Annotated in this window: 20 protein-coding genes; 7 read left to right on the forward strand and 13 right to left on the reverse strand. The window is 48.3% G+C overall.

The window, feature by feature from the left end; genetic code table 11:
* The first annotated feature begins 100 nt into the window (after positions 1 to 100).
* Together METBU_RS0108140 and METBU_RS0108145 are read left to right on the forward strand one after the other, a co-directional pair.
* Positions 101 to 439: a P-II family nitrogen regulator gene (locus METBU_RS0108140; protein ID WP_014147352.1), complete on the forward strand. Its 339-nt coding sequence runs from the start codon at positions 101 to 103 to the stop codon at positions 437 to 439.
* 282 nt (positions 440 to 721) lie between these two features.
* Positions 722 to 2014 carry an ammonium transporter gene (locus tag METBU_RS0108145; RefSeq protein ID WP_017840143.1) on the forward strand — a complete coding sequence of 431 codons (1293 nt, stop codon included), beginning with the start codon at positions 722 to 724 and terminating at the stop codon, positions 2012 to 2014.
* 261 nt (positions 2015 to 2275) lie between these two features.
* On the opposite strand, the gene METBU_RS0108150 is transcribed toward METBU_RS0108145, so the two are convergent.
* Positions 2276 to 2869 (reverse strand): CDP-alcohol phosphatidyltransferase family protein, encoded by a 594-nt coding sequence (locus METBU_RS0108150; protein ID WP_138767119.1) that lies wholly within the window; start codon positions 2867 to 2869, stop codon positions 2276 to 2278.
* Positions 2870 to 2874: 5 nt separating this feature from the next.
* Positions 2875 to 3633, reverse strand: coding sequence for an endonuclease/exonuclease/phosphatase family protein (locus METBU_RS0108155; protein WP_017840145.1), 759 nt, complete (start codon positions 3631 to 3633; stop codon positions 2875 to 2877).
* A 357-nt stretch (positions 3634 to 3990) separates the two neighbouring features.
* Between METBU_RS0108155 and METBU_RS0108160 the strand changes: the two genes are divergently transcribed.
* A complete protein-coding gene (locus METBU_RS0108160) occupies positions 3991 to 4428 on the forward strand; it encodes an NUDIX domain-containing protein (protein ID WP_017840146.1) in 438 nt (145 codons plus the stop codon).
* A gap of 46 nt (positions 4429 to 4474) precedes the next feature.
* Here the strand turns inward: METBU_RS0108160 and efpL are convergent, their stop codons facing one another.
* From efpL to METBU_RS28720, 3 genes are all read right to left on the reverse strand, one after another.
* Positions 4475 to 5041 (reverse strand): elongation factor P-like protein EfpL, encoded by a 567-nt coding sequence (efpL, locus tag METBU_RS0108165; protein ID WP_026130105.1) that lies wholly within the window; start codon positions 5039 to 5041, stop codon positions 4475 to 4477.
* A 260-nt stretch (positions 5042 to 5301) separates the two neighbouring features.
* On the reverse strand, positions 5302 to 7437 hold the full coding sequence (gene recQ, locus METBU_RS0108170; RefSeq protein ID WP_017840148.1) for a DNA helicase RecQ: 2136 nt from the start codon (positions 7435 to 7437) through the stop codon (positions 5302 to 5304).
* Entirely contained in the window at positions 7427 to 8197 is a 771-nt protein-coding gene (locus METBU_RS28720; protein WP_235726394.1) for a hypothetical protein, read from the reverse strand. Before METBU_RS28720 ends, recQ begins: the two co-directional genes overlap by 11 nt.
* A 63-nt stretch (positions 8198 to 8260) precedes the next feature.
* Here METBU_RS28720 and gshA point away from each other — a divergent pair, with 63 nt between their 5' ends.
* Entirely contained in the window at positions 8261 to 9847 is a 1587-nt protein-coding gene (gene gshA / locus METBU_RS0108180; protein ID WP_017840150.1) for a glutamate--cysteine ligase, read from the forward strand.
* Between the two features lie 26 nt (positions 9848 to 9873).
* A complete protein-coding gene (locus METBU_RS0108185) occupies positions 9874 to 10602 on the forward strand; it encodes a phosphoadenylyl-sulfate reductase (protein WP_017840151.1) in 729 nt (242 codons plus the stop codon).
* A gap of 337 nt (positions 10603 to 10939) precedes the next feature.
* Here METBU_RS0108185 and METBU_RS0108190 read toward each other — a convergent pair whose 3' ends face one another.
* Both METBU_RS0108190 and hslO read right to left on the reverse strand, forming a co-directional pair.
* The gene (locus METBU_RS0108190; protein WP_017840152.1) at positions 10940 to 11716 is read right to left on the reverse strand and encodes a hypothetical protein; all 777 of its coding nucleotides are present in this window, start codon (positions 11714 to 11716) and stop codon (positions 10940 to 10942) included.
* A complete protein-coding gene (gene hslO, locus METBU_RS0108195) occupies positions 11716 to 12585 on the reverse strand; it encodes an Hsp33 family molecular chaperone HslO (protein ID WP_017840153.1) in 870 nt (289 codons plus the stop codon). The genes METBU_RS0108190 and hslO overlap by 1 nt, the downstream gene beginning before the upstream one ends.
* 89 nt (positions 12586 to 12674) lie before the next feature.
* Between hslO and msrA the strand changes: the two genes are divergently transcribed.
* A complete protein-coding gene (gene msrA / locus METBU_RS0108200; RefSeq protein WP_017840154.1) occupies positions 12675 to 13307 on the forward strand; it encodes a peptide-methionine (S)-S-oxide reductase MsrA in 633 nt (210 codons plus the stop codon).
* A gap of 873 nt (positions 13308 to 14180) precedes the next feature.
* On the opposite strand, the gene METBU_RS0108205 is transcribed toward msrA, so the two are convergent.
* From METBU_RS0108205 to METBU_RS0108230, 5 genes are all read right to left on the reverse strand, one after another.
* Positions 14181 to 14849 (reverse strand): alpha-ketoglutarate-dependent dioxygenase AlkB family protein, encoded by a 669-nt coding sequence (locus METBU_RS0108205; RefSeq protein WP_017840155.1) that lies wholly within the window; start codon positions 14847 to 14849, stop codon positions 14181 to 14183.
* A gap of 34 nt (positions 14850 to 14883) precedes the next feature.
* Positions 14884 to 17262 (reverse strand): EAL domain-containing protein, encoded by a 2379-nt coding sequence (locus tag METBU_RS0108210; protein ID WP_040575305.1) that lies wholly within the window; start codon positions 17260 to 17262, stop codon positions 14884 to 14886.
* A gap of 92 nt (positions 17263 to 17354) precedes the next feature.
* Positions 17355 to 18656 (reverse strand): M18 family aminopeptidase, encoded by a 1302-nt coding sequence (locus METBU_RS0108220; protein WP_017840158.1) that lies wholly within the window; start codon positions 18654 to 18656, stop codon positions 17355 to 17357.
* On the reverse strand, positions 18653 to 19042 hold the full coding sequence (gene msrB, locus METBU_RS0108225; RefSeq protein ID WP_017840159.1) for a peptide-methionine (R)-S-oxide reductase MsrB: 390 nt from the start codon (positions 19040 to 19042) through the stop codon (positions 18653 to 18655). Before msrB ends, METBU_RS0108220 begins: the two co-directional genes overlap by 4 nt.
* Complete coding sequence (locus METBU_RS0108230; RefSeq protein ID WP_017840160.1) at positions 19039 to 19563, reverse strand: O-acetyl-ADP-ribose deacetylase; 525 nt, start codon at positions 19561 to 19563, stop codon at positions 19039 to 19041. Before METBU_RS0108230 ends, msrB begins: the two co-directional genes overlap by 4 nt.
* A 276-nt stretch (positions 19564 to 19839) precedes the next feature.
* Between METBU_RS0108230 and METBU_RS0108235 the strand changes: the two genes are divergently transcribed.
* On the forward strand, positions 19840 to 20103 hold the full coding sequence (locus tag METBU_RS0108235) for an OadG family protein (RefSeq protein WP_026130107.1): 264 nt from the start codon (positions 19840 to 19842) through the stop codon (positions 20101 to 20103).
* Positions 20104 to 20606: 503 nt separating this feature from the next.
* Here METBU_RS0108235 and METBU_RS0108240 read toward each other — a convergent pair.
* The gene (locus METBU_RS0108240; RefSeq protein ID WP_017840162.1) at positions 20607 to 21878 is read right to left on the reverse strand and encodes an O-antigen ligase family protein; all 1272 of its coding nucleotides are present in this window, start codon (positions 21876 to 21878) and stop codon (positions 20607 to 20609) included.
* Positions 21879 to 22865: the final 987 nt, after the last annotated feature.

Below are 22865 nucleotides of genomic sequence, written 5' to 3' on the forward strand. Positions count from 1 at the left end.
CTTATGAAATTGTAACTAGAAGGATATTTAACTATGATTGCGGCTTAAACCGAACCCCGAAAGGGATACGATAGCAACTCAACAACTCTGGAAAATCAATATGAAATTAATTACAGCGATTATCAAACCATTCAAAATGGATGACGTCAGAGAAGCCTTATCGGAGATCGGCGTTGCGGGAGTTACTGCCACCGAAGTCAAAGGATTCGGACGCCAAAAAGGGCATACCGAACTTTATCGCGGCGCGGAATATGTCGTAGACTTTTTGCCCAAAGTGAAATTGGAAATTGCCGTTTCCGATGAAATTCTGGATCAGGCCATTGAAACCATTGTCAAGGCCGCTAATACCGGGAAGATAGGCGACGGCAAGATTTTTGTGACAAGTCTGGAGCAAGTGATTCGCATCCGAACCGGTGAAACCGGTAGCGACGCCATTTAACCCTGCCTTAACAGATGCCTATCATAACACATTGATTATTAAGTAATAATAAACACTATGCACGACAATAACGACCCAGCCTTATTTGTAAAAGCCGGGTAAAAATTGGCATGACTTTTTGATTTATATAATTCAATGTTTTATACCATAGGCACATTGGTTAAGGCTGGGCTAAGCTCACGAACAAGCCTCATCCCAATCGGTACCTGGATATGATTTATTCCCGGTACCGACAATTCCGCGCGCGTCCACTAAAAACTTATAATAATTAACGAGGACAGCATGACCCTTAACAAACTGAGCAGTTTTATCTTACTGTTCGGCCTGCCACAACTTGCCGCGGCCGGTGAACTCAATCAAAGCAATACCGCATGGGTATTAACCTCCACTGCATTAGTGCTCTTCATGACTCTGCCCGGGCTTTCCCTGTTCTATGGCGGACTCGTCAGAAGCAAAAACGTGCTATCGGTGCTAACGCAATGTTTCGCAATCACCTGCATCGTTTCGCTGCTATGGCTTGCAGGCGTCTATAGCCTAATTTTCGACGACGGAGGAGATTTGCAACAAGTCCTGGGTGGCACCCATAAATTTTTCGTACCCAGCCTGGTCACGGATTCTCTAATCGGCGACATACCGGAGACCGTCTTTTTCATGTTTCAAATGACTTTTGCAATCATTACGCCGGCACTGATCGTCGGCGGTTTTGCAGAGCGCATGAAATTTTCCGCCATTCTCTGGTTTAGCTCCTTGTGGTTGCTGCTGGTATATGTGCCGATATGTCATTGGATCTGGGGCGGCGGCTGGCTCGCCGACTTGGGCGTCATGGATTTCGCCGGCGGCATTGTGATTCATGTCAATGCAGGCGTTGCAGCTCTAGTATCGGCCTTGGTTCTCGGCAATCGAAGAGGTTTCCCGACTACTGCAATGCCGCCACATAACATGACAATGGTGTTAACCGGCGCAGGCATGCTGTGGGTTGGCTGGTTCGGCTTCAATGGCGGCAGTGCGTTGACCGCCGACGGTTCAGCCGGCATGGCGATTCTGGTAACGCACACAGGTGCGGCAGCAGGCTCTTTAACATGGATGTTCATTGAATGGGTCAAATTCGGCAAACCCAGCGCATTGGGCATCGTGACCGGCATGGTTGCAGGATTAGGCACCATAACGCCGGCTTCCGGCTTCGTCGGCCCCGCAGGCGCATTGGTGATCGGCGTTACTGCAGGCGCCTTCTGCTTTGTAGCCACTCAATTCATGAAGCGAAAACTGAAAATCGACGACTCGCTCGACGTATTTCCTGTTCATGGCGTCGGCGGCATCGTCGGATCGCTTTTGACCGGCGTTTTCGCTGCCACCAGCTTAGGCGGATTGGGTTTGGATGAAGGGGTTTCGATCATGGATCAAGTCGGCGTGCAAGCACTGGCGGTCGGCGTCACGATTCTCTGGAGCGCTTTTTTTAGTTATTTGATCTTGAAAGCCCTGGATCTACTTATCGGTTTGAGAGTCACCAAAGACCAGGAACAACAAGGCCTGGATATCGCAACACACGAAGAAACCGGTTACCATAATCTAACCTAATCTCCCCTACCGGAAAGGATGGACGGTTTCGTCCATCCGCACCATGACGTAAATATACCCATCGCAGATCAAAATTCGGCGCCGGGGTGTCCGTTCCGTCAAAGGACGCCGTGAATACATCCCTGTATGCCAGCTCCATGCTGGCAAAGCCTTTGCCGCACACCCCGGCGCCTGCTCAGGCACTGCCGAAATTTGAAGCGCGAAAGGTATAGTGAATAGTGAATAGTGAATAGTGAAATAATTTAGCATTTCACTCACTTGTCAAGCTCTGGCTTCCCCTTTCCCCTTCCGAATCACATGCCAAAGCGAACGAACATTGGAGCGAGGGTTTTTCAACAAAACAGTAATTGCGATCTCTTCAAATGCCGCAACTATACAAATGACCGCCGCAACGCGAAACGGCCAAACAGGCCCACCTAGAAACATCAAATATAAACCTCCCCCCATTGAAGCGGCGGCTAATTTAACGCCCCAGGTGTGATAACTGGTAAACCGGCCGAATTTCAAGAGCCCTGCCGCCGACGGCAGCAAGCAACTAGCGACAATCAAGACGACATAAAGCCATTCGCGAGCAACGATTTCGGGCCACAACCACCAACAACTCAACGCGATCGTCAAATAGTTAATCACATCGGCCCAACTGTCGAGTACCGCGCCGAACTCTGAAACCTGTCCCGTCAAACGAGCCGTCCAACCGTCCAGCAAATCGGTTAAAAAAGCGACGGCCAACAAAACCATAAACGCCACGGCATATCCGTTCCAGGCCAGCCACAATAAAATAGGCGCGGCAACAAAACGGAAGCCGGTCAATAGATTCGGTAAAGTCCATTTAGTAGTTTCACTAGGATCGAGCATTTGCTTCATATTTCGAATGTAGCTGCCAGCGGCGAATGATCGGATAATACATGCCAAGGCGCATGAGCCAAACGCTCGCAAGATACCGGCACTAACCCTCGAAAATAGATTCTATCCATCGGCAAGATAGGCAACCAAGCCGGAAAAGTTCGGGCATAGCGGCCATGCGTGGTTCTGAACACCTCCCTCAGTTCCAAGTGCTCGTAAAAATAACGCTCGGCCTGCCCCAACCAATCGTTGAAATCCCCTGCCACGATCAACGGTGCATCGTGCGGAACATGCTCATCGATCCTTTCGCAAAGTTTGGCGACTTGCAGGCGACGCTCCTTGCCGGTCAACCCGAAATGGATACAAACGATGTGCAATGGTTGAATATCTGCTTTCAATCGAACTACGCCATGCAACAAACTTCGACTAGCCCACGGAAACGGCGACACATTGATATTTTCGTAACTCTCGAAAGGATATTTGCTCAAGATGGCATTGCCATGATGACCGGCACTGTAGATCGCATTTTTGCCGTAAGCGTAATAAGGCCAAACACCTTCGGCGATGAATTCGAACTGCGTACGGTCTGGCCAATCCGGGATATTCTTTTCGCGGTGCACATGCTCGCCCTGCATTTCTTGCAAAAACAATAAATCGGCATCGGCGGCAATCAATGCCTCGCGAATTTGATGCAGAACGAAGCGCCGATTACCGACATTAAAGCCTTTGTGAATGTTATATGTCAAAACCCGCAAGTGATTGTCTTTTAAGCTCATAAGGATTCAATAAGGGCGATTACGGATATGCAGGCGATATAAAAAGGAGTAGTACACTGGCAGCAATTCCCAGTTTGAGCAGTTTCGCCGATTTTAGGGTGTGGGGTATGCCTGTCGAGGAACGCCGTAAACCCATCCATGGGGGCTTGGCGGCAGCTCGAACGCCAAGGATGGCGTGAATGCAGATTTTGCATGGAGCAAAAATCTGCCCTGCTGCCGACATCCTCGCCAAGCATACCCCACACCCTTTTTGATCTCCAAATAGGGAATTGCTGAGTACACTGGCCTTAGACTCGATTATTGAGAAAAATTCAGGTAACGTAGATCGCGAGCTTTAGACTTATGAGAGAACCCATTATGCCGAAACCGATTACCCCTCTATTGGCCGCCGATGCCTTGATCGAATTAATCGACCGTCCGGGGCGCCCTTTCGTTCTGATCGAACGCGCCAACCCGCCGTTCGGCTGGGCCATCCCGGGCGGCTTTGTCGATATCGGCGAAACCGTTGAACATGCCGCCATACGTGAAGCCCGCGAGGAAACCAGCCTCGATGTTCGTCTGACCGCTCTGCTTGGTATTTATTCGAACCCGCAACGCGACCCTCGCAATCATACCGTCACTGCGGTCTATATCGCCGAAGCATCAGGCACGCCGAAAGCCGATGATGACGCGAAAAACCTCGATACTTTCACCTTCGACACGCTACCGGCAGAGTTGGCGTTCGATCATGCACAGGTGTTGGCCGATTATAAACGCTATCTCGAAACCGGCAATCCGGCGCCGCTTCGTATTTGATTCCGCCTCGCTCGCTATACAGGTAAAACGCCCACCTAGCTAATTATCAAGCCCTAGACATAAATTTTCCGGTAACCGTATTGATCTTGATTATTTCGCCGGTCTTAAGATATTCCGGAACCTGCACTTCCAAACCGGTCGTCAATCGCGCCGGCTTGGTTCTGCCGGTGGCCGTAGCGCCTTTGATTTCCGGTGCGGTCTCGACGATTTCCAACGCCACAGAACTCGGCAGCTCGATACCCAGCACGGTATCGTCAAACAGCAACGCAACGATATCCTCGAGCCCTTCGGTCAAATAGCCTTTCTGTTCTTCCAAATCGTCCGCGCCGACCGTGTATTGACTGTAGTCCTCCATGTTCATAAATACGTAATTTTCGCCATCCATATAAGAAAACTGAACTTTCACGCGAACGCAATCCGCATCCTTGAAAAAATCGTCTCCTTTCAGGGTTTCATCGAGTTTTTGACCGGTCTTGAGATTATTGAACCGGACTTTATACAAGGTAGTCGCACCGCGCGAGGACGGACTTCTGACCTCGATTTGCTTAATCACATGCGGTACACCGTTAATCTCGACAACCATTCCACGCTTAAAATCACTGGCCTTTGCCACGCATTGCTCCTAACAATTATTAATAATAAGAGTAATTATTCAGCATAAGTCATATATGAGAAGGTGTCAGGTATTGATTTATAAGGCTGTCTGCAACAGGACGTTGCAGTCAGAGCTTACAGGGATGTATTCACGCGTCCTTAGAAATCAATTCCTGACACCAACCTACCGCATGCGCTGAATAGTTACTAATAAGAGAGCATATTAAACTGGCAATCGATCGATTTGACAATCTTCTGAAGCTCACTATTCGCCACAAATCACTCATCGTCCAATTGCATTGCCGCTCGAACGCAACGCAACACGCCATAACTATATTGCCCATTAAATGCTTCGAAAATCGGCTTCAAAGCATTTCTTTGCTCATCCGGCATGCCTAATATGGCATCCTGAATCGCATGGATTTCGGCTTCGGACAAAGCGACCACCTCGGCCAATTCGACTATGCCTTGCTCCAGTGCTTGGGCCAAATGATTATAAATCGTATCCATGGTAAAGCCGCGTTGCTTGGCAATTTTTTCGGCGTCATAACCCAGTCGAAACAGATCGACGGTCTCCAAGACCGAATCCGACAAAGAAACCAAGGCTTCCGAAACTGTTCCGAACTCTTGAATCACGGCTAGAAAATCGTCGCCGTACAGCTCCAATTTACGTTCGCCAACCCCTGAAATTGAACGGAATTGCTGATGATTCATCGGCCTGCTTTCAACCATCTCCATTAAAGTGGCATCATGGAAAATCTGATACGGCGGAATATCCTGCTCATCGGCAAGCTCGCGGCGTTTAGTACGTAGCGCGTTCCACAGCAAGGTATCCTGCTCTTTTTGAAATTGCCGAACCGCGCCTTTCGAGCGCTTGCCGGATTCGACGGACAGATCTCGGCGAAGCATCAATTGCTGCTCGCCGCGCAGGACCGTGCGGCAAGATTCATCAAGGCGCAACGAACCGTGGCCTTCGATATCGACCGTCACCAAACCTTTGGCGACCAATTGCCGAAACACCGAACGCCATTGTTTTTCGTCGATGTCCTTGCCGATGCCGAAGGTCGACTGCCGATCGTGACCGAAATGCTTAAGCCGTTCGGTTTCTTTGCCGCGCAATACATCGATCAAATAATTGACACCGAAACGCTGTCCGGTCCGATATATGCAGGATAAGGCCTGCTGAGCGGCGACCGTGCCGTCCCAAGTATTGACCGGTTCCAAACAGGTATCGCAATTACCGCAATCGTCAGCCAATGGATCGCCGAAATAGCTCAACAAAGCTCTACGACGGCAGCCGACTTCCTCACAAAGCGCCAACATGGCATCGAGTTTATGATATTCGAGGCGTTTATGGCTTTCGTCGGCATTGGAATTGGCCAACATTTGCTGCAGCGTGATCACATCCTGAAGACCGTACGCCATCCACGCGTCGGCCGGCAGACCGTCGCGCCCGGCGCGTCCGGTTTCCTGATAATAAGCTTCGATACTTTTCGGTAAATCGAGATGCGCGACAAAACGCACATTGGGTTTATCGATGCCCATGCCGAATGCGATCGTCGCCACGATAACCAGACCCTCTTCCATCAAGAACCGGTGTTGATGTTGCTGCCTCGCCGCGTTATCCATCCCGGCATGATAAGGCAGCGCTCGGATGCCTTTACTTTGCAGCCATTCGGCCGTCGATTCGACTTTCTTGCGCGACAAGCAATAAACGATGCCGGCATCGCCAAAATGTTCGCTTTGGATAAACTGCAGCAATTGCTGTCGGGCATTTTGTTTTTGCACGATACGATAACGAATATTCGGCCTATCGAAACTGCTGACAAACAGCTTCGCTTGGTCGAGTGCAAGCCGACTGATGATTTCCTGACGGGTTCGTTCGTCGGCGGTCGCGGTCAACGCAATACGCGGAATACTCGGATATCGCTCATGCAACATCGACAATTGCAGATAGTCGGCGCGGAAATCGTGTCCCCATTGCGACACGCAATGCGCCTCATCGATCGCGAACAGCGCGATATTCAGATTATCCAATAACGACAGCGTGCGCGCCGAATTCAAGCGCTCCGGCGCAATATAAAGTAAATCCAATTGATCGTCACGTAGCCTGTTTTCGATAGAACGCGCCTCTTCGGCGGTCAGAGTCGAATTCAAAAAGGCCGCATTGACGCCCAATTGATGCAATGCGCTGACCTGATCTTGCATCAACGCGATCAGCGGCGAAATCACTATACCGACGCCCGGCCGCAACAATGACGGAATCTGATAACACAACGACTTGCCGCCGCCGGTCGGCATCAACACCAAAGCATCGCGTCCGGCCAACAACTCATCGATCACGGCCTGTTGCTGACCCCTGAAACGGTCGTAGCCGAAAACCGTATTCAGCACATCGAGCGGCTTACCCGGCATGCAACACCCCCTGTCCACCGCGAATCCCAGTTTGCGCAGTTTCGCCAATCTTACTGTGAAAGTTCGCAGATTTGGACTCTTTATCTGATTTTTCGATAGATAACACAATGCCGGTTCCGGAGAAGGGGCGGTTGCTCGACCGACAGGCGTCGGCGGCAGGGAAAGCCGCCGTCGAGCCTACACGGACGTATTCACGGCGTCCTGTCGGGCGAGTGACCGCGCCCTCCGCCACCAGAGAACTTTCATTTGCCGGGGCGATGGCTAGGCCTTCATGAACGTTACTGTGAAAGTTCGCAGATTTGGACTCTTTATCTGATTTTTCGATAGATAACACAATGCCGGTTCCGGAGAGGGGGCGGTTGCTCGACTGACAGGCGTCGGCGGCAGGGAAAGCCGCCGTCGAGCCTACATGGACGTATTCACGGCGTCCTGTCGGGCGAGTGACCGCCCCCTCCCCACGCCACGAACGTTCATTTGCCGGGACAATGGCGAGGTCTTCATGATCGTTAGGGTATGGGGTATGCCTGTCGATGAACGCCGTAAACCCATCCATGGGGGCTTGACGGCAGCTAAGCGCCAAGGATGGCGTGAATGCAGACTTTGCATTACGCCACGGATGGCGTGTATTAGGGTAATGCAGGAGCAATTGCCGAGGAGCAAAAATCTGTCCCGCTGCCGACATCCTCGCCCAGCACACCCCACACCCTTTTTGATCTACAAATTGAGAGTAGCTGACCTGTCCACGATAATATTTATTCAATTCTGTTAAACCTTTATAATGATCAGATTTTCTTCGGACTCACGGGCGATAAACGCCCCTAATATGACTCAATTGCACCATCATTTACCGGCGCGTTTTAATTTATTAGTCGACAACGGCTTTGAAAATTTATTAAAAAACGGCCTCAAAGGCATTGAAAAAGAAAGCCTCAGAATCGCCAAGAACGGCGTCATCGCGCACACGCCTCATCCGTCATTTTTAGGATCGGCTCTCACGCATCCGTATATTACGACGGACTATTCCGAAGCCTTGCTCGAGTTCATCACGCCACCGTTTAAGGATATCAAAGAAACGCTGAATTATTTAAACACGATTCATCAATTCGTTTACGATCATCTCGACGGCGAAATCCTGTTGGCCGCGAGCATGCCGTGCGGCATCGACGGAGACGAAAGCGTACCGATCGCCGAATACGGCAGCTCCAATATCGGCCGCATGAAACACATTTACCGCCGAGGACTTTGGTACCGCTACGGCCGGACCATGCAGGCCATTGCCGGTATTCATTTTAACTATTCGGTGCCGGAAGTTTTGTGGAGCAAACTACACGACTTGGAAAAATCATCGTCGAGCCTCGATCAATATATCGCGGACGGCTATTTCGGCATGATCAGAAACCTGCACCGCCAGGGCTGGCTAGTCTTGTATCTGTTCGGCGCGTCGCCAGCGATATGTAAAAAGTTTTTCAAAAGCCGCCCGCACATGATGGCACAATTCGACGAGTTCGACCGCCATACCTTATACCATCCTTACGCCACTTCGCTCAGAATGAGCGACATCGGCTATAAGAGCAAAAATCAGGCTTCGCTGCAAATCGACTATAACTCGTTGACCGGTTATGTCGACAGCCTAAGCCAAGCCATCAACACGCCCTACCCGGACTATGAAAAAATAGGTGTCAAGGTCGACGGCGAATACCGGCAGTTAAACAGCAACATTTTACAAATCGAAAACGAATTTTACAGTACCGTCAGACCCAAGCAAATCGCTAACTCCTGCGAAAAGCCGACTCTAGCGCTCAAAAGACGTGGGGTTCGCTATATCGAATTACGATCGTTGGATCTGGACTTGTTTAGCCCCCTTGGCATACAAGATGAAACCGCACATTTCATCGAGGCATTTATGCTGACTTGTCTGCTGCAAGACAGCCCGCCCAACGATTCGCGGCAGTTCATTCTCAATAACGCCAATCAACTTGCGGTTGCCCATCTCGGACGCCAACCCGGCCTCGTACTCGATAAACTCGACCGGAGAATTCCGCTCAAAGACTGGACCGAAGAAATCCTTGCCGACATGGAACCGGTTTGCGCGCTTTTAGACGGCGACAATTCCAAAAAACCTTATAGCGCTGCCTTAGCAGCCCAAAGAAAAGCCATAGAAAATCCAGACTTGACACCGTCCGCAAGAATTTTACGCGGTATGGGCGAAACGCAAATGCCGTTCGCAACCTACGCCCTGAAAACCTCGGTCGAACATGCCAAAAACTTTCGCAGCCAAAAGCTGGATGAGCAAAATACCCGTACCTTCCAGGAAATGGCAAAAGAGTCTATCGCCAAACAGCTCGAAAAGGAACAAAGCGACGACTTATCTTTCGACGATTTTCTAGCGCATTATTTTTCACAACAATAACCGGAATTCAACCCAAAAAATCTATCATGACCTCATTCGATATTGCCGCCCTGCAGGCCGAACTGCAGGGACAAAAACCCCGAAAAATTCTTAAGGCCGCGCTGGAACAATTCGATAATATCGCGATTTCGTTCAGCGGCGCCGAAGATGTGGTTCTGATCGACATGGCCGTCAAAATACGCCCCGATATTCAAGTCTTCAGCCTGGATACCGGGCGCCTGCATCCCGAGACTTATCGTTTTATTGAAAAAGTGCGCGAACATTACGGCATTCCAATCGAATTGTTGACGCCGGATCATGCCATCTTGGACGAGATGGTTAAGGCCAAGGGCCTGTTCAGCTTTTATCGCGACGGTCATCAAGAATGCTGCGGCATCCGCAAAGTAGACTCACTAAAACGCAAACTCGCGGGTCTCGATGCTTGGATCACCGGCCAGCGCAAGGATCAAAGCGTCGGTACGCGCCAAGACCTGCCCGAAATACAAATCGACACGGCTTTCTCGACTCCCGAACATCAATTGATCAAATTCAATCCGTTGGCTAACTGGAGCTCTGCGCAGGTTTGGGATCATATCGAAGCCTATCAAGTCCCCTACAACGAACTGCACGAAAAAGGCTTCATCAGCATCGGCTGCGAACCCTGCACAAGACCGGTACTGCCGAATCAACACGAACGCGCCGGACGCTGGTGGTGGGAAGACGCCACGAAGAAAGAATGCGGCTTGCACGCCGCGAACTTGGACCGGCAAGAATAACACTGGGTTCAGCGCGCCCCTTGAATACGCCCGTGTAGACTTGGCGGCGGCGACTGATTGCCATGGATGACATGAATGCAGATTTTGCAGGAGCAAAAATCTGCCCTGCCGCCGACACCTGCCAAGCGAGTAACCGACCCTCCTAAAATAGGAAAGTTATTTGCGTCCAAACCTTTATACTCATCGCAGATCAAAATTCGACGCCGGGATGCCCGTCAAAGGACACCGTGAATACGTCCATGTAGGCTCTATGCCAGCTCCATGCTGGCAAAGCCTTTGTCGAGCCCCCCGGTGCCTCCTTAGTCACCTGCCGAATTTTGAAGTACGAAAGGTATAATTACAATGACGCTTGAGTTTCTTCTAAATACTTCCGGTATTTGATTGAAAGCTTAACACCGGCAAAACGGCCGGCCATTCTGATTAATTCGTCCGTTTTTTTATCGAAAGTCAATTTCACGACGCTCAAGGCACGATCTTCATAACCTTTTTTTATGCCCATCGTCTCGAGTAAAAAATGATAAAGATAGATTTCTTGTTCATCGCTCTCGTCGATGATTTCTATCGGTTCGCCAAGCTCGGCTATGACCGATTTTTTTTTCGGTAAAGACGCAGAAATTTTTTCGATATGGTCGGCACTCGCCCGCATTTGTTTAGCGCCTTCATTAATTTCTGCACCAGCCAGCGATCTCAAGGAAACTTCTAAAAATTCCGCCGGAGCGATACGCAAAAACAACTCTGAAAACGTCCACGCTATCAAGCGATTTTCTTTGTTGAAGTCGAGATTGAAAAAGAATTTGACTTCAGGAAGTATTGGTTTTTGATTCCGATCGACTTTATGAAACCAATAACTCCAACGCCTTCCCTCGCCTAATGGATTGGAATAAGTCGGTCTCAAACCGGACAACGAAACGAAATCCTGACTAAACATAATCGGATTTTTAAACTCTAATGTGAAATTATCTGTATTGGCCACCGCGAAATTTTTATCGAATTGATCCAATTGGCGATAGGTTTGAAACGCCCGCCACCAGTACATACAGCCGGTTAAAGTAAAGCACAAAATCAGCACAAGTGTCCGGCTGAACCATAATTTGAACGTTTTATTATTTATCATCAATGCCTCGTATCTGTTGCGTTAGTCACTGCGAGATCGGCAAACAAACCTTCGACATCTATCCGGTCGAATGAATAATTTTTTCCGCAGAATTCGCAATTGACCTCTATGTCGCCTCGAGTCTGCAAAATATCCTCGAGATCGTCCCTTCCCAGGGAACGTAATGTGTTTTCAATTTTGGTTCGTGAACAAGCGCAACGAAACTGAACCGGTTCGGCGTCGAATACTCTGACTTTTTCTTGGTTGAACAAACGATATAAAAGCGGCTCGCAATCCAGTTCCAATAATTCGTGATCCGTTACGGTTTGAGCCAACATTTCGATACGCGCCCAATCTTCCCTGTCACCCTTCCGGCTCGGCAATTCCTGCAACAATAAGCCTGCTGCTTGATGTTGATCCGCAACCAACCAAACTCGAGTATTTAATTGTTCGGATTGACTGAAATAAGTCTCCAACGCTTCACCGAGATTTCGTCCCGCTAATGGAACCACCCCTTGATAGGGCGAACTATTTTCACTCTCGATCGTTAATATTAATTGTCCTTGTCCATACATTTGCTCAAACGAAGCGTTATCGACATCCTCGTTACAGCGAACCAAACCGCGAATATTTCTTTCATCCGAGGATTGAGCCACCAACGTTCTGATAACACCGGCTCCTTGAGCCTGCAAAATCATCGAACCTTTAAATTTTACAATGGCGGACAACATGGTTACGGCTGCCAATGCTTGACCCAACTGCTCAATGATAACCGGCGAGGCCTGCTGGTGTTCTATCGATTGACGCCAGCTTTCATTTAGCTTAACCCATTCGCCTCTAACACCCAGGTCTTCGAATATAAAACGACGTAATTGATCTTGTTCTTTCATGTTTTAATCATTTCATTAAATAAAGGTTATTATAAGGCATAGTTTTACTTAACCTGATTTAAACAGCCACTGAACCAACGGTATTCATAATGATCTTTAGCCATAAAAAAACCGTCATGGTCCCCCCGTCACAAGCCCTACCCGGCCGAGAAACTCCCATTAACGTGACTCCGAATCATTTTGTCACCGGCAACACCATCGTTCCGCCTTTTCCCGATCACTTGACTCTTGCACTATTCGGCATGGGTTGCTTTTGGGGAGCCGAACGAAAATTCTGGCAATGCCATGGAGTTTACAGTACTGCGGTCGGCTACAGCGGCGGCTATACACCTAACCCTAGCTACGAGGAAGTCTGCACCGGCCAAACCGGTCACAGCGAAGTCGTTCGAGTAGTCTTCGATCCGAAACTCATTACTTATGATCAACTATTGAAATTATTTTGGGAATCTCATAATCCGACTCAAGGCATGCGTCAAGGCAACGATATCGGAACACAATATCGCTCCGGTATTTATTTCTACTCAACGGAACAGGCAGACGCCGCACGCTGGTCGCAAAGACACTATCAACAGCAATTATCACAAAACGGTCACGGCCTGATTAGCACCGAAATATTACCGGCCGGCATTTTTTATTATGCCGAGGACTATCATCAACAATACTTGGCCAAAAACCCGGGCGGTTATTGCGGATTAGGCGGTTTAGGAGTTAGCTGCGATTAGAGTGAAATAGCATGGAAAGCAGCCAACGGAACTACAATCGCTTTCCAGCAGGCAAAAAAAAGCGGTTTAAAAAAACCGCTTAAGAAGATATTTAGGAAGGATATATAACGCAACTTTCAGCTTTGAGATTTAAAGTAAAACCTCAAAAGTTAGATATATACTAGCAATATGAAATGCAAATAAAAATGTGGCATATTGTCGCAGCCTAATATACCTATCGCACTTCAAATTTCGGCAGTGCTAGAGGAAGCGCCTGGGGGTCCGACAAAGGCTTTGGCAGTATGGATGCTGGCATAGAGCCTACATGGACGTATTCATGGCGTCCTTTGGCGGACGCCCAGGCGCCGAATTTTGATCTACGACGGGGATACTCAAAAAATGGTTGTAAGTATTCAGTCCCCCTCTTTGAAAAAGAGGGGCTAGGGGAGATTTTTTAAATAAATCCCCCTCAATCCCCCTTTTTCAAAGGGGGAGGCCAACAATTACGCCTGAATTGGGGTAATTTGCCAACGGGGTCTGAATACTTACAAATGGTTAACTTTATGAAGATATAGGGGGCTAGCGAGTATGTCGGGCAACAGGGTGGTGGTTTTTTGCCCCTGCAAAATCTGCATTCACTCCTTACTTGGCGCGTAGCTGTCGTCAAGCCCCCATGTAAGACCATATATGGGTTCACGGCGGTCCTTGATAAACACATCCCATACCTTTTATTCTTAGACCCTTTTTCGATAAAAAGGGAGTAGGGTATCGAAATTTACCAATTTTCATGTCAGAAAAAATGACTGGCGCTTTATAACCTAATGATCATCAACAATTTCCAAGACTCTTTAAGCGAGTTATCGAATCCTCGACAAAGCTCATAGCTTCAGCAAGTTATTTATCGCGAAAGCCCCCTACGTCCTTGCACCTCATTGCCATTAAGTTAAGATCCAGGTGTTTTAATCCCTTGATTTTCCTAAACGTCAAATTGATCCGAGGCGATTTCAACAGCCTGGTTTTTGGGATGGCATGACGCCAATGATGCTGAAGCGAGCCTACCATGATCAATAAATCCCCATGCCCCAACACCAAGTCTAGCTTCTCCTTGGATTTGTTATGAACCAGCCTGAACAACCGTTCATCCCCCAAACTCAACGAAGCAATCGCAGGATTCATACCCAGTTCTTTTTCGTTATCGGCATGGTAACCCATCGAGTCCTGTCCGCTTCGATACAGATTTGCCAGTACGCTATTGAAAGTAAATGCAAAGTCCGATTGGATTCGTTGCCGTATCGCATTCAGTTCGGCCGTCCAAGACAATGGCTCATGCTTGACGCCGGAATAGAAATAAACCGCTTCAGGATCGCCGTACCAGCATGTCAAACGCGGCACGTTAACCGGCTTACCAAACATCCATATCGACTCTTCCTGCCAAGACAGCCTATCGAGCAATATAGCAAACAGTTTGTTCGCTTCATCTGACGAGTAATATTGCTTGAGCAAAAAAACCTCGCCATCCCGAGGCGCTAAATTGTTGAGGGCGGATGAATCGAATGACGGCATTTGTTTGACGGAATGAAAAGCCAGTGATCGTTTTCTATTGAGCCTTAGCGGCCAAATCGATCAACTGAAGATCTTGTAACAACACCGGCTTGCCGATTCCGTAACCTTGCGCATAATCGACACCCAACTCACTCAGTAGCTGTAAAATACGCTCGTTTTCGACGAACTCGGCAATGGTTTTCTTACCCATCACATGACCGACCTCATTGATAGATCGGACCATCGCCAAATCCACCTCATCGTCGATAATATCTTTGACGAACAAACCGTCGATCTTGAGAAAATCCACCGGTAAATTTTTCAAGTAGGCGAATGAAGACAAACCGCTACCGAAGTCATCCAACGAAAATAAACTGCCCCGCTCTCTCAGCATATGTATCGCACGCGTAGCATTCGATAAATTGGCAATCGCGGCAGTTTCGGTGATTTCGAAACAAATTTTATCGGTTGGAATTTCCCATTGCTTAAATTGATTGGAAATATATTCCAGCATCGTTTCATCGGATAACGATAACCCCGACAGATTAATCGAACATAACGACATTTTATCGATAAACCTGGGACGCATCGCCAGCCATTCGAATAACGAAGCAATCACCCATTTATCTAAGGCGGCCGCCAAATTATAACGTTCCGCGGCCGGTAAAAAAGCGCCCGGCGGTACGATATGCCCGCTGTCGTCTTGGTATCGAATTAAGGTTTCAAAATGCAAACCTTCATTGTTATGACCGATAGGCACGATCGGCTGTCCGTACAGGCGAAATTGATGATTAGCGATACCTCGTTGAATTTTCTCGACCCACTGCATTTCTCCTTGCCTGGAAGCCAATTCCTGATCATTGGGCCGAAAAAGGTGTACCCGATTGCGGCCTTTTTCCTTGGCCGCATAACAAGCCGCATCGGCATCCTTAAGCGATTCGGTGCTATTGCCGCTGATGCTATTGATACCGGCAATGCCTATACTAACGCCGATTGAAAAAGTTCTATCTTCCCAAGCAAAACGAAACGCTTGTATCGCAAGACGGATTTTTTCACAGGTAATCGCGGCCTGCGTCAACAAACACCCTTTCATCAAAATACCGAACTCGTCTCCGCCCAGGCGCGCTAATAAATCATCCTGACGAATTTGACTTTTGATCAATACGCTCAATTGCCTCAATAACTCGTCTCCGGCCACATGACCGCATGTATCGTTAACGACCTTAAATTGATCTAAATCGAGATAGCATAAGGCATATTCGGTTCTCGAGTTACGCGCGGAACGCAAAGCCTGCTGTATTTGTTTGTCGAATTCGGTTCGATTAAGCAGACCGGTCAAACTATCGTGTTGCGCTTGATAGGTTATTTGCTCGGATAATTTACGCGCCTCGGTTATATCTTCGCACACCAATAAAATATTCATTTTATTTTGAGCTCGAATCACCCTCGCCGCACCTCTGACCCAGATAATACTATTGTCCTGACAAATCATACGAACTTCGATTTTATTGACCCGGAGCGGGTCTTTCACACAAAGTCCAAACATCTCCTCCATCAACGTACGATCATCGAAATGAATGAAATTAAAAATCAACTCGCCTTGCAAGCGCCGGTCGCTATGAATTAATTGTCTCGCTCCGAATTTATTGACGGAAATAATGCGTCCGTCCGGTTCGACATTAAAAATTATCGTCGGATTATCGTCATAAAGCAGTAAATAGCGATTCTTCGCTTCTATCAGCGCTGTATTCTGCGTTTGAACGGTCTCGATCATTGCATTGAAGGTATCGGCTAACACCCCCAACTCGTCGTCCGCAAACTTTGTTGCCCGCAACGAATAATTCCTTCCGACATCGATTTTCTTTACGGTATCTAGCAAATGATTGATCGGTGCGACGATGAATCGAGACAGTTGGATTTTCAATAGTAGCGTCAACAAGATGCTTGCCAACACTGAGATCGAGAACCAACGGAATAAATGAATCCGCTCCCAAAACAAGGCCGATAAATCACCTACGAGATATACCAAACCGACAGTCTCCTTATTGACTTTGATCGGAATACGGGCAATCGTTTGAAACCAATGATGTTCTTCTATCTTATAAAAGTCCGGGCATGGTTTCGAACCGTTTAAACTCGAAAAAACATTCCCCTGACTATCATAAACACACGCCAATTTAATGGCATTCAGTCGACTAGCCGTTTTCAATTCCTGCTCGATAGGCCCATGCCGATTCATTGATATGGCTATTGCGCTGCGTTCGCTAATCGTCTCGGCTGCTGAGACCAGTGCAGTGGAAGTCGTCTGCTTTATTGCGAGTAGTTCAAAAAATGCCCACAACAGAAAAACCCATACGCCGATACAAAGAGCGGCGAAAAATGTCGCCATCGAAATTTTATGCTCAAGCGACAAGCTACGTATCGAGCGCATCATAATGGCCTATATTGTTTGGCAGCGCTGATGTCATGACATTTCCAGCACATCCTCAGAGCAAATCTCAATCGACAACTTCGATCATAACCGAATCAATATTGAAAAAAACATTTGAACGCATCGATCATATAACCGTGATCCAAAACACCGGCGCTTTCGCGAATACTGTGCATCGCCCACATCGGATTACCGACATCGACCGTACGGAGACCCAACTTGGCTGACGTCATCGGGCCGATGGTACTACCACAGGGCAAATCACTTCGATGAGAATATTTTTGATACGGTACGCCGGCTCGCTCGCACCAGCCCGCGAACATCGCCTCGGAAAGGCTATCCGAGGCGTAGCGTCGATTGGCATTGACTTTAATAACGGGCCCCTTGTTGACCAATACCTTATGATCGGGTTCGTAGAACATCGGAAAATTGGGTTGATAGGCATGCGCCATATCCGCGCTGATCATGAAACTCTGCGTCAATGCGCGTTGATAATCTTCGCCTTGCAATCCGGAAATCGTTGCAATCCGGCCCAACATATCCGGTAGAAAACTACCATCGGCGCCTTTGCAAGTCGTGCTGCCGATTTCTTCATGATCGAAAAACGCGCATACCAAAGTTTTACCCGATGTCAGCACCGTTTCGTCCAAAAAAGCCGTTAACGCGGCATGACAAGAGGCTAAATTATCCAGCTGACTGTCCGCATAGAATTCATCGTCCGCTCCCCAAAACGCACCTTTCTGCGTATCGTAGACGTTTAATTCGAAAGCCAGCAATTGCTCCGCCCTGATATCGGAGACTTGTTCGAGTAATTCCGAAAAATAGGTCGGCGGCAACTGCTGTTCGGCGAACAACGAGAGTATTAACGGTAGTTCGAGTTGCTTGTTTAATTTCAAGCCGTCTTCATTGACGCCTCGATTCATATGAATCGCCAAATTAGGCAAGCGCAGCAACGGCCGCTTGAAATCGATCAATTCAGTATGTATGCCATCGCCGGACTTGTAACTAATTCGGCCCGCCAAACTTAAATCCCGATCGGTAAACGTAGCCAGAATCGGTCCGCCATACACTTCGACGCCGACTCTGATATAGCCATCCAATAAATTCGCGGCATTCGGCTTGACTCGAAGCCCTGGGGAATCGGTATGCGCACCGATAATCTTGAAACCGGTAGCATCAAGCGGTTGATGCCCTTGGACAAACACGACGACCGAGGAATCGTCGCGAACAACATAGTAGCGCCCGCCGGGTTCCAGGGACCATTTAGCAGCCTCGTCCAGCTTGACGAATCCGTAAGGCAGCAAGGCTTGTTCAACCGTGCTTACGGCATGCCACGGGCTCGGGCTCGAATCGATAAAATCCAGTAATTGTTGAACCTGTAGACGTGAATCGATCATTTCTTTTTCAACTCCAATGCTGCCGAATTGATGCAATAACGAAGGCCGGTCGGTTCGGGACCGTCCTCGAAAACGTGCCCTAAATGCGCATGACATGATTTACACGTCACTTCGACACGGCGCATGCCATGACTGCTATCCTCCGATTGAATTAAGCTGTCGGCGGAAAAGACATCCCAAAAACTGGGCCAACCCGAACCTGAATTGTATTTAGTATCGGAATCGAAAAGCGGGTTTCCGCAGCAAACGCAATGATAAACCCCCTCCTCCTTACAATCGGTATATTTTCCGGTGAACGGCGGCTCGGTCCCTTTATTCCAACAGATGTTGTACTGTTCCGGCGTCAGTTTTTCTCGTAATTTTCGATCTTGTTTAGGCTCCGTCATAGCACACCTTTAATGCAGTTAAATTGCTCATGATAAGCCTTAAGTACCGGTTCGGCAAAACAGACCAAGTAAACCGTTTCCAAGTCGACACAATTTTGCAAATTATCGGCTATCGAATTAATCGCGATTGCTGCAGCCTGGTCCACTGGATAGCCGTATACGCCGCATGAAATCGCAGGAAAAGCAATCGACTTGAATCCGTGCACGGCTGCGATATCCAAACAAGAGCGATAGCAAGAAGCCAACAGCTGCGCCTCATCGCTGGCGCCTCCCGACCATATCGGCCCGACGGTATGAATCACGAAACGGGCCGGCAAACGGAAGCCGGGCGTTATTTTTGCCTGACCGACTCGACAGCCATTCAGTTTTTTACAGGCATCGAGTAACTCCGGCCCCGCGGCACTATGAATCGCGCCGTCGACGCCGCCTCCGCCCAATAACGAAACATTGGCCGCATTGACGATCGCGTCGACTTTAAGCTGGGTAATATCATCCTGGAGGATTGTTATAGTCGCCGTCATTTTGCTCTCCGAATAATTTAACCTAAAAAGAGCAGTTGAGAGCCTCAAACTACCGTTCGCCCTGAGCCCTGTCGAAGGGTGTACGGTAGTTTGAGGCTTCACCAATCCGGTGTAAGTGTTGTAGACCCTTCATGCTTCGACTTTACTCAGCACGAACGGTCTACAACACATGCCAACTGCTCTTTTTAGGTTTAACGCTAAAACTTTGTCCGCGCCGTGTCGCTTGGCCTTATGATACAATTTCGCCATCGTAACTTTATAGATAAATCACAGACTATGACTGAAATGTTAATCAGGGGCGGTGAATTAATGGTGATAGGCATGGGAATTGTATTTCTGTTCCTTGCGATGTTGATTTTTGCCGTCAATTCGATGTCGACATTAATCGCGCGCTTTATCGATGGACCGACAATTATTGCAGAAAATACTAAACCCGCTCCCGCACCTTCTCAAGGGGACATCGATCCCAGTCTAATCGCCGCTATCTCATCCGCTGTTCATCAATATCGCAATAAAGCCCCCCAATCCACTCTTTCTTGATCGAAAAGCGTCTCACTATTTAAAGGTACGAGATATGCCTGGCGATCTCGCCTCGGCAATTGCTACTGCATTGCCCTGCACCCTTATATATACCCATCGTAGATCAAAATTCGGCACTGGGGTGTCCGTCAAAGGACGCCGTGAATACGTCCATGTAGGCTCTATGCCAGCTCCATGCTGGCAAAGCCTTTGTCGGACACCCCGGCGCCTCCTCGGGCACTGCCGAAATTTGAAGTGCGAAAGGTATAACAAAAAATATATGCTGTTACCCAAGCTCCAGCTCTCATCGTTAAACATAAATTGTAGGGTACGCTGCGCGTACCAAAGCCGTGCCCTGGCGGTTCAATTGGCACATGAATATCGCGGGATTACCATGGTACGCACAGCGTACCCTACGCGGTTCGTCTAGCGTTAGGTGATCCGCTGATGTTAAGTGACAATAAATGGTATCGAGGTCTCATTGGTTAAGATTGCAAAAGGGTGATTTTTGACTTATGTATACTTTAATGACCTATCGTTTTCGTTTTGGTCGATGTTTTGTTTTGGTAACGGTATTCCACTGCAAATGCGATAAAAAGCAGCATCCATAACCAGGCAATGGACCGAACACCATAGAATTCCCAATGCATATTGAAAGGCAGCATCATCGCGCCAGCCGCCAACCAAAACGGAAAAGCCTTGGTTTCATACCAAACCGAAACCGCAGCTTTCCAAAAAACCAAGCCAAAAGCGACTAGATAAGCAATCAAACCGATAATACCGGTCACCATCAACACATCCAGTCCGTAAAGATGAGCATGCCCGAAAGAAATAGACGTATAGCCTCTCTGAAAACCTAAATCGCCCAATGCTTTAACTCCGACACCGGTAACCGGGTAGTCGAGAAATAATTGCCAGGCGCCCTGCCATGCCTCGATTCTCAATGAAGTCGCCGTATTAATGGCTTCCGGATCGGTCGATAAGCCGCTCAAGGTTTGTTCAAGCCGGTTTTTCAGCTTATCTGAAATCAACATACTTGTGCCGATTGATACGGCCAATATCAGCAAAATTTGCCCAATGGTTTTAATGTCGCGACGCCGTAGGAGAATCACGGCATATACAAACCACACGACCAACAATGTCAACCAAGCGGAACGGCTACCCGATAACAAGACGACCGCAAAATAAGGCGCTAATAATAGCCAATGCCAATTTTGCCCAGAACGCAATGATAAGCGACGGCCCGCTTCGATCAAAAACGGCGACAAATGAGCAAATACAATGCCGATTCTTATCTTAGGATGAAAAATCCCGGTCAAACGATAGCCGTTATAGGGCCACCCGAAAAGATTATGGCCAACGAAATATTGTATCAACGCATCGAATGTCCAAAACATCAAGATCGCGGCAATTCCATAAAACAAAAAATCGGCGCTGAAGCTTTTCGCAAACCGGCGAATCACATAGACCCCGGCTACTGTATACAACATAAAATACAATGTAGTAATGAGCGTTTTATCAACTTTATAGGCACTAACACTAGCAATCAGTAACGGTACCGTAAGCAACAAGGCGACACTCATATATAGCGATAAATTCGGTAGACTCCGAATACCTTCCCGATAAAAGCCGTTCAGGCTAAGCAACAGTAAAATAATAACCGGCAAATAAAAGCTTTCGCCAAACGGCTGCACAACCACGAAAAGAATGACCAGCAATTCGACATGACGGCGCACAAGCCAATCCCGCCAAAATGAAGTTGACGGTGAATCCGTAAAACGGTTTTCTGGTTTCATAAGAATATGAATAGATCAAGATAACAAGATTAAATGGCCGCAAAATAGACTTATCTGACTTTTCTGGTTCCCACGGTCCTTCGTAGGATTCCATACCTTCGCTGCCGAGGCAAGATCGGTATGCATTCCCTCGCAGAGTCTGGGAACGAGTGACACCCGCCATTCCGGCATGGGCTGGCGGAATCCGGTGCTATGGAAGACATGCTTTTCTGGTTCCCACGGTCCTTCGCTCATCGTTATACATAAGTCAAAAATTACCCTTCCTATCGTTCCCACGCTCCGGCGTGGGAATGAAGACCGAGACGCTCTAGCGTCTCGCACCGCTGGAGAGGTACTCAGGCGTTCCCTCGCAGAGCCTCACTGCCATTAAGTTAAGGATTTTTCCGTTCGCCCTGAGCCTGTCGAAGGGTGAATGGAAAAATCCTGGGTCGATAAGTTAAGCCGTCCATGGTTCGACAGGCTCACCACGAACGGCTTAACTTAATGGAAGTGACGCAGAGCGTGGGAACGATAATTGCCGGGGGACTGAATATTTGCCTCGTCGTTATATACCTTTCGCACTTCAAATTTCGGCAGTGCCTAAGGAGGTGCCGGGGTGTTCGGCAAAGGCTTTGCCGGCATGGAGCCGGCATAGAGCCTACATGGACGTATTCACCCCGGTGCCGAATTTTGATCTGCGATGGGTATACATAAGTCGTAAATACCCCATCTTAGGAATATGCACAAAATAACTTATACAAGTAGTAGGCTTTGTGGCGGTTTGGTGACTCGCTTGACAGGACGCAGTGAATACGTCCATGTAGGCTTGACGGCGGCTACCCCTACCGCCGACACCTGTCAATCGAGCCACCAACCCCCCTTCCGACAGTTGTCTAAGTTATTTCATGCTCGTTCCTTAGCTAATGTGACTTCGGTACCATTTATTGTTACCTAACGTACCCGACTTCGAAATCGCGATCTGGGGATCGCTCCCACAGAGCACCCTAC

This window comes from Methylotuvimicrobium buryatense 5G, assembly GCF_000341735.1.
GTDB lineage: Bacteria > Pseudomonadota > Gammaproteobacteria > Methylococcales > Methylomonadaceae > Methylotuvimicrobium > Methylotuvimicrobium buryatense.

Bases quoted from the DNA above. Each gene is read 5' to 3' on its own strand.
- gshA (WP_017840150.1), top strand. From the start codon at position 8,261: ATGACTCAATTGCACCATCATTTACCGGCGCGTTTTAATTTATTAGTC.
- METBU_RS0108230 (WP_017840160.1), bottom strand. From the start codon at position 19,563: ATGACGGCGACTATAACAATCCTCCAGGATGATATTACCCAGCTTAAA.
- msrA (WP_017840154.1), top strand. From the start codon at position 12,675: ATGATCTTTAGCCATAAAAAAACCGTCATGGTCCCCCCGTCACAAGCC.
- hslO (WP_017840153.1), bottom strand. From the start codon at position 12,585: ATGAAAGAACAAGATCAATTACGTCGTTTTATATTCGAAGACCTGGGT.
- METBU_RS0108205 (WP_017840155.1), bottom strand. From the start codon at position 14,849: ATGCCGTCATTCGATTCATCCGCCCTCAACAATTTAGCGCCTCGGGAT.
- METBU_RS0108240 (WP_017840162.1), bottom strand. From the start codon at position 21,878: ATGAAACCAGAAAACCGTTTTACGGATTCACCGTCAACTTCATTTTGG.
- METBU_RS0108185 (WP_017840151.1), top strand. From the start codon at position 9,874: ATGACCTCATTCGATATTGCCGCCCTGCAGGCCGAACTGCAGGGACAA.
- METBU_RS0108210 (WP_040575305.1), bottom strand. From the start codon at position 17,262: ATGATGCGCTCGATACGTAGCTTGTCGCTTGAGCATAAAATTTCGATG.
- METBU_RS0108220 (WP_017840158.1), bottom strand. From the start codon at position 18,656: ATGATCGATTCACGTCTACAGGTTCAACAATTACTGGATTTTATCGAT.
- METBU_RS0108235 (WP_026130107.1), top strand. From the start codon at position 19,840: ATGACTGAAATGTTAATCAGGGGCGGTGAATTAATGGTGATAGGCATG.
- METBU_RS0108160 (WP_017840146.1), top strand. From the start codon at position 3,991: ATGCCGAAACCGATTACCCCTCTATTGGCCGCCGATGCCTTGATCGAA.
- METBU_RS0108155 (WP_017840145.1), bottom strand. From the start codon at position 3,633: ATGAGCTTAAAAGACAATCACTTGCGGGTTTTGACATATAACATTCAC.
- METBU_RS0108150 (WP_138767119.1), bottom strand. From the start codon at position 2,869: ATGCTCGATCCTAGTGAAACTACTAAATGGACTTTACCGAATCTATTG.
- msrB (WP_017840159.1), bottom strand. From the start codon at position 19,042: ATGACGGAGCCTAAACAAGATCGAAAATTACGAGAAAAACTGACGCCG.
- METBU_RS0108145 (WP_017840143.1), top strand. From the start codon at position 722: ATGACCCTTAACAAACTGAGCAGTTTTATCTTACTGTTCGGCCTGCCA.
- METBU_RS0108190 (WP_017840152.1), bottom strand. From the start codon at position 11,716: ATGATAAATAATAAAACGTTCAAATTATGGTTCAGCCGGACACTTGTG.
- METBU_RS0108140 (WP_014147352.1), top strand. From the start codon at position 101: ATGAAATTAATTACAGCGATTATCAAACCATTCAAAATGGATGACGTC.
- recQ (WP_017840148.1), bottom strand. From the start codon at position 7,437: ATGCCGGGTAAGCCGCTCGATGTGCTGAATACGGTTTTCGGCTACGAC.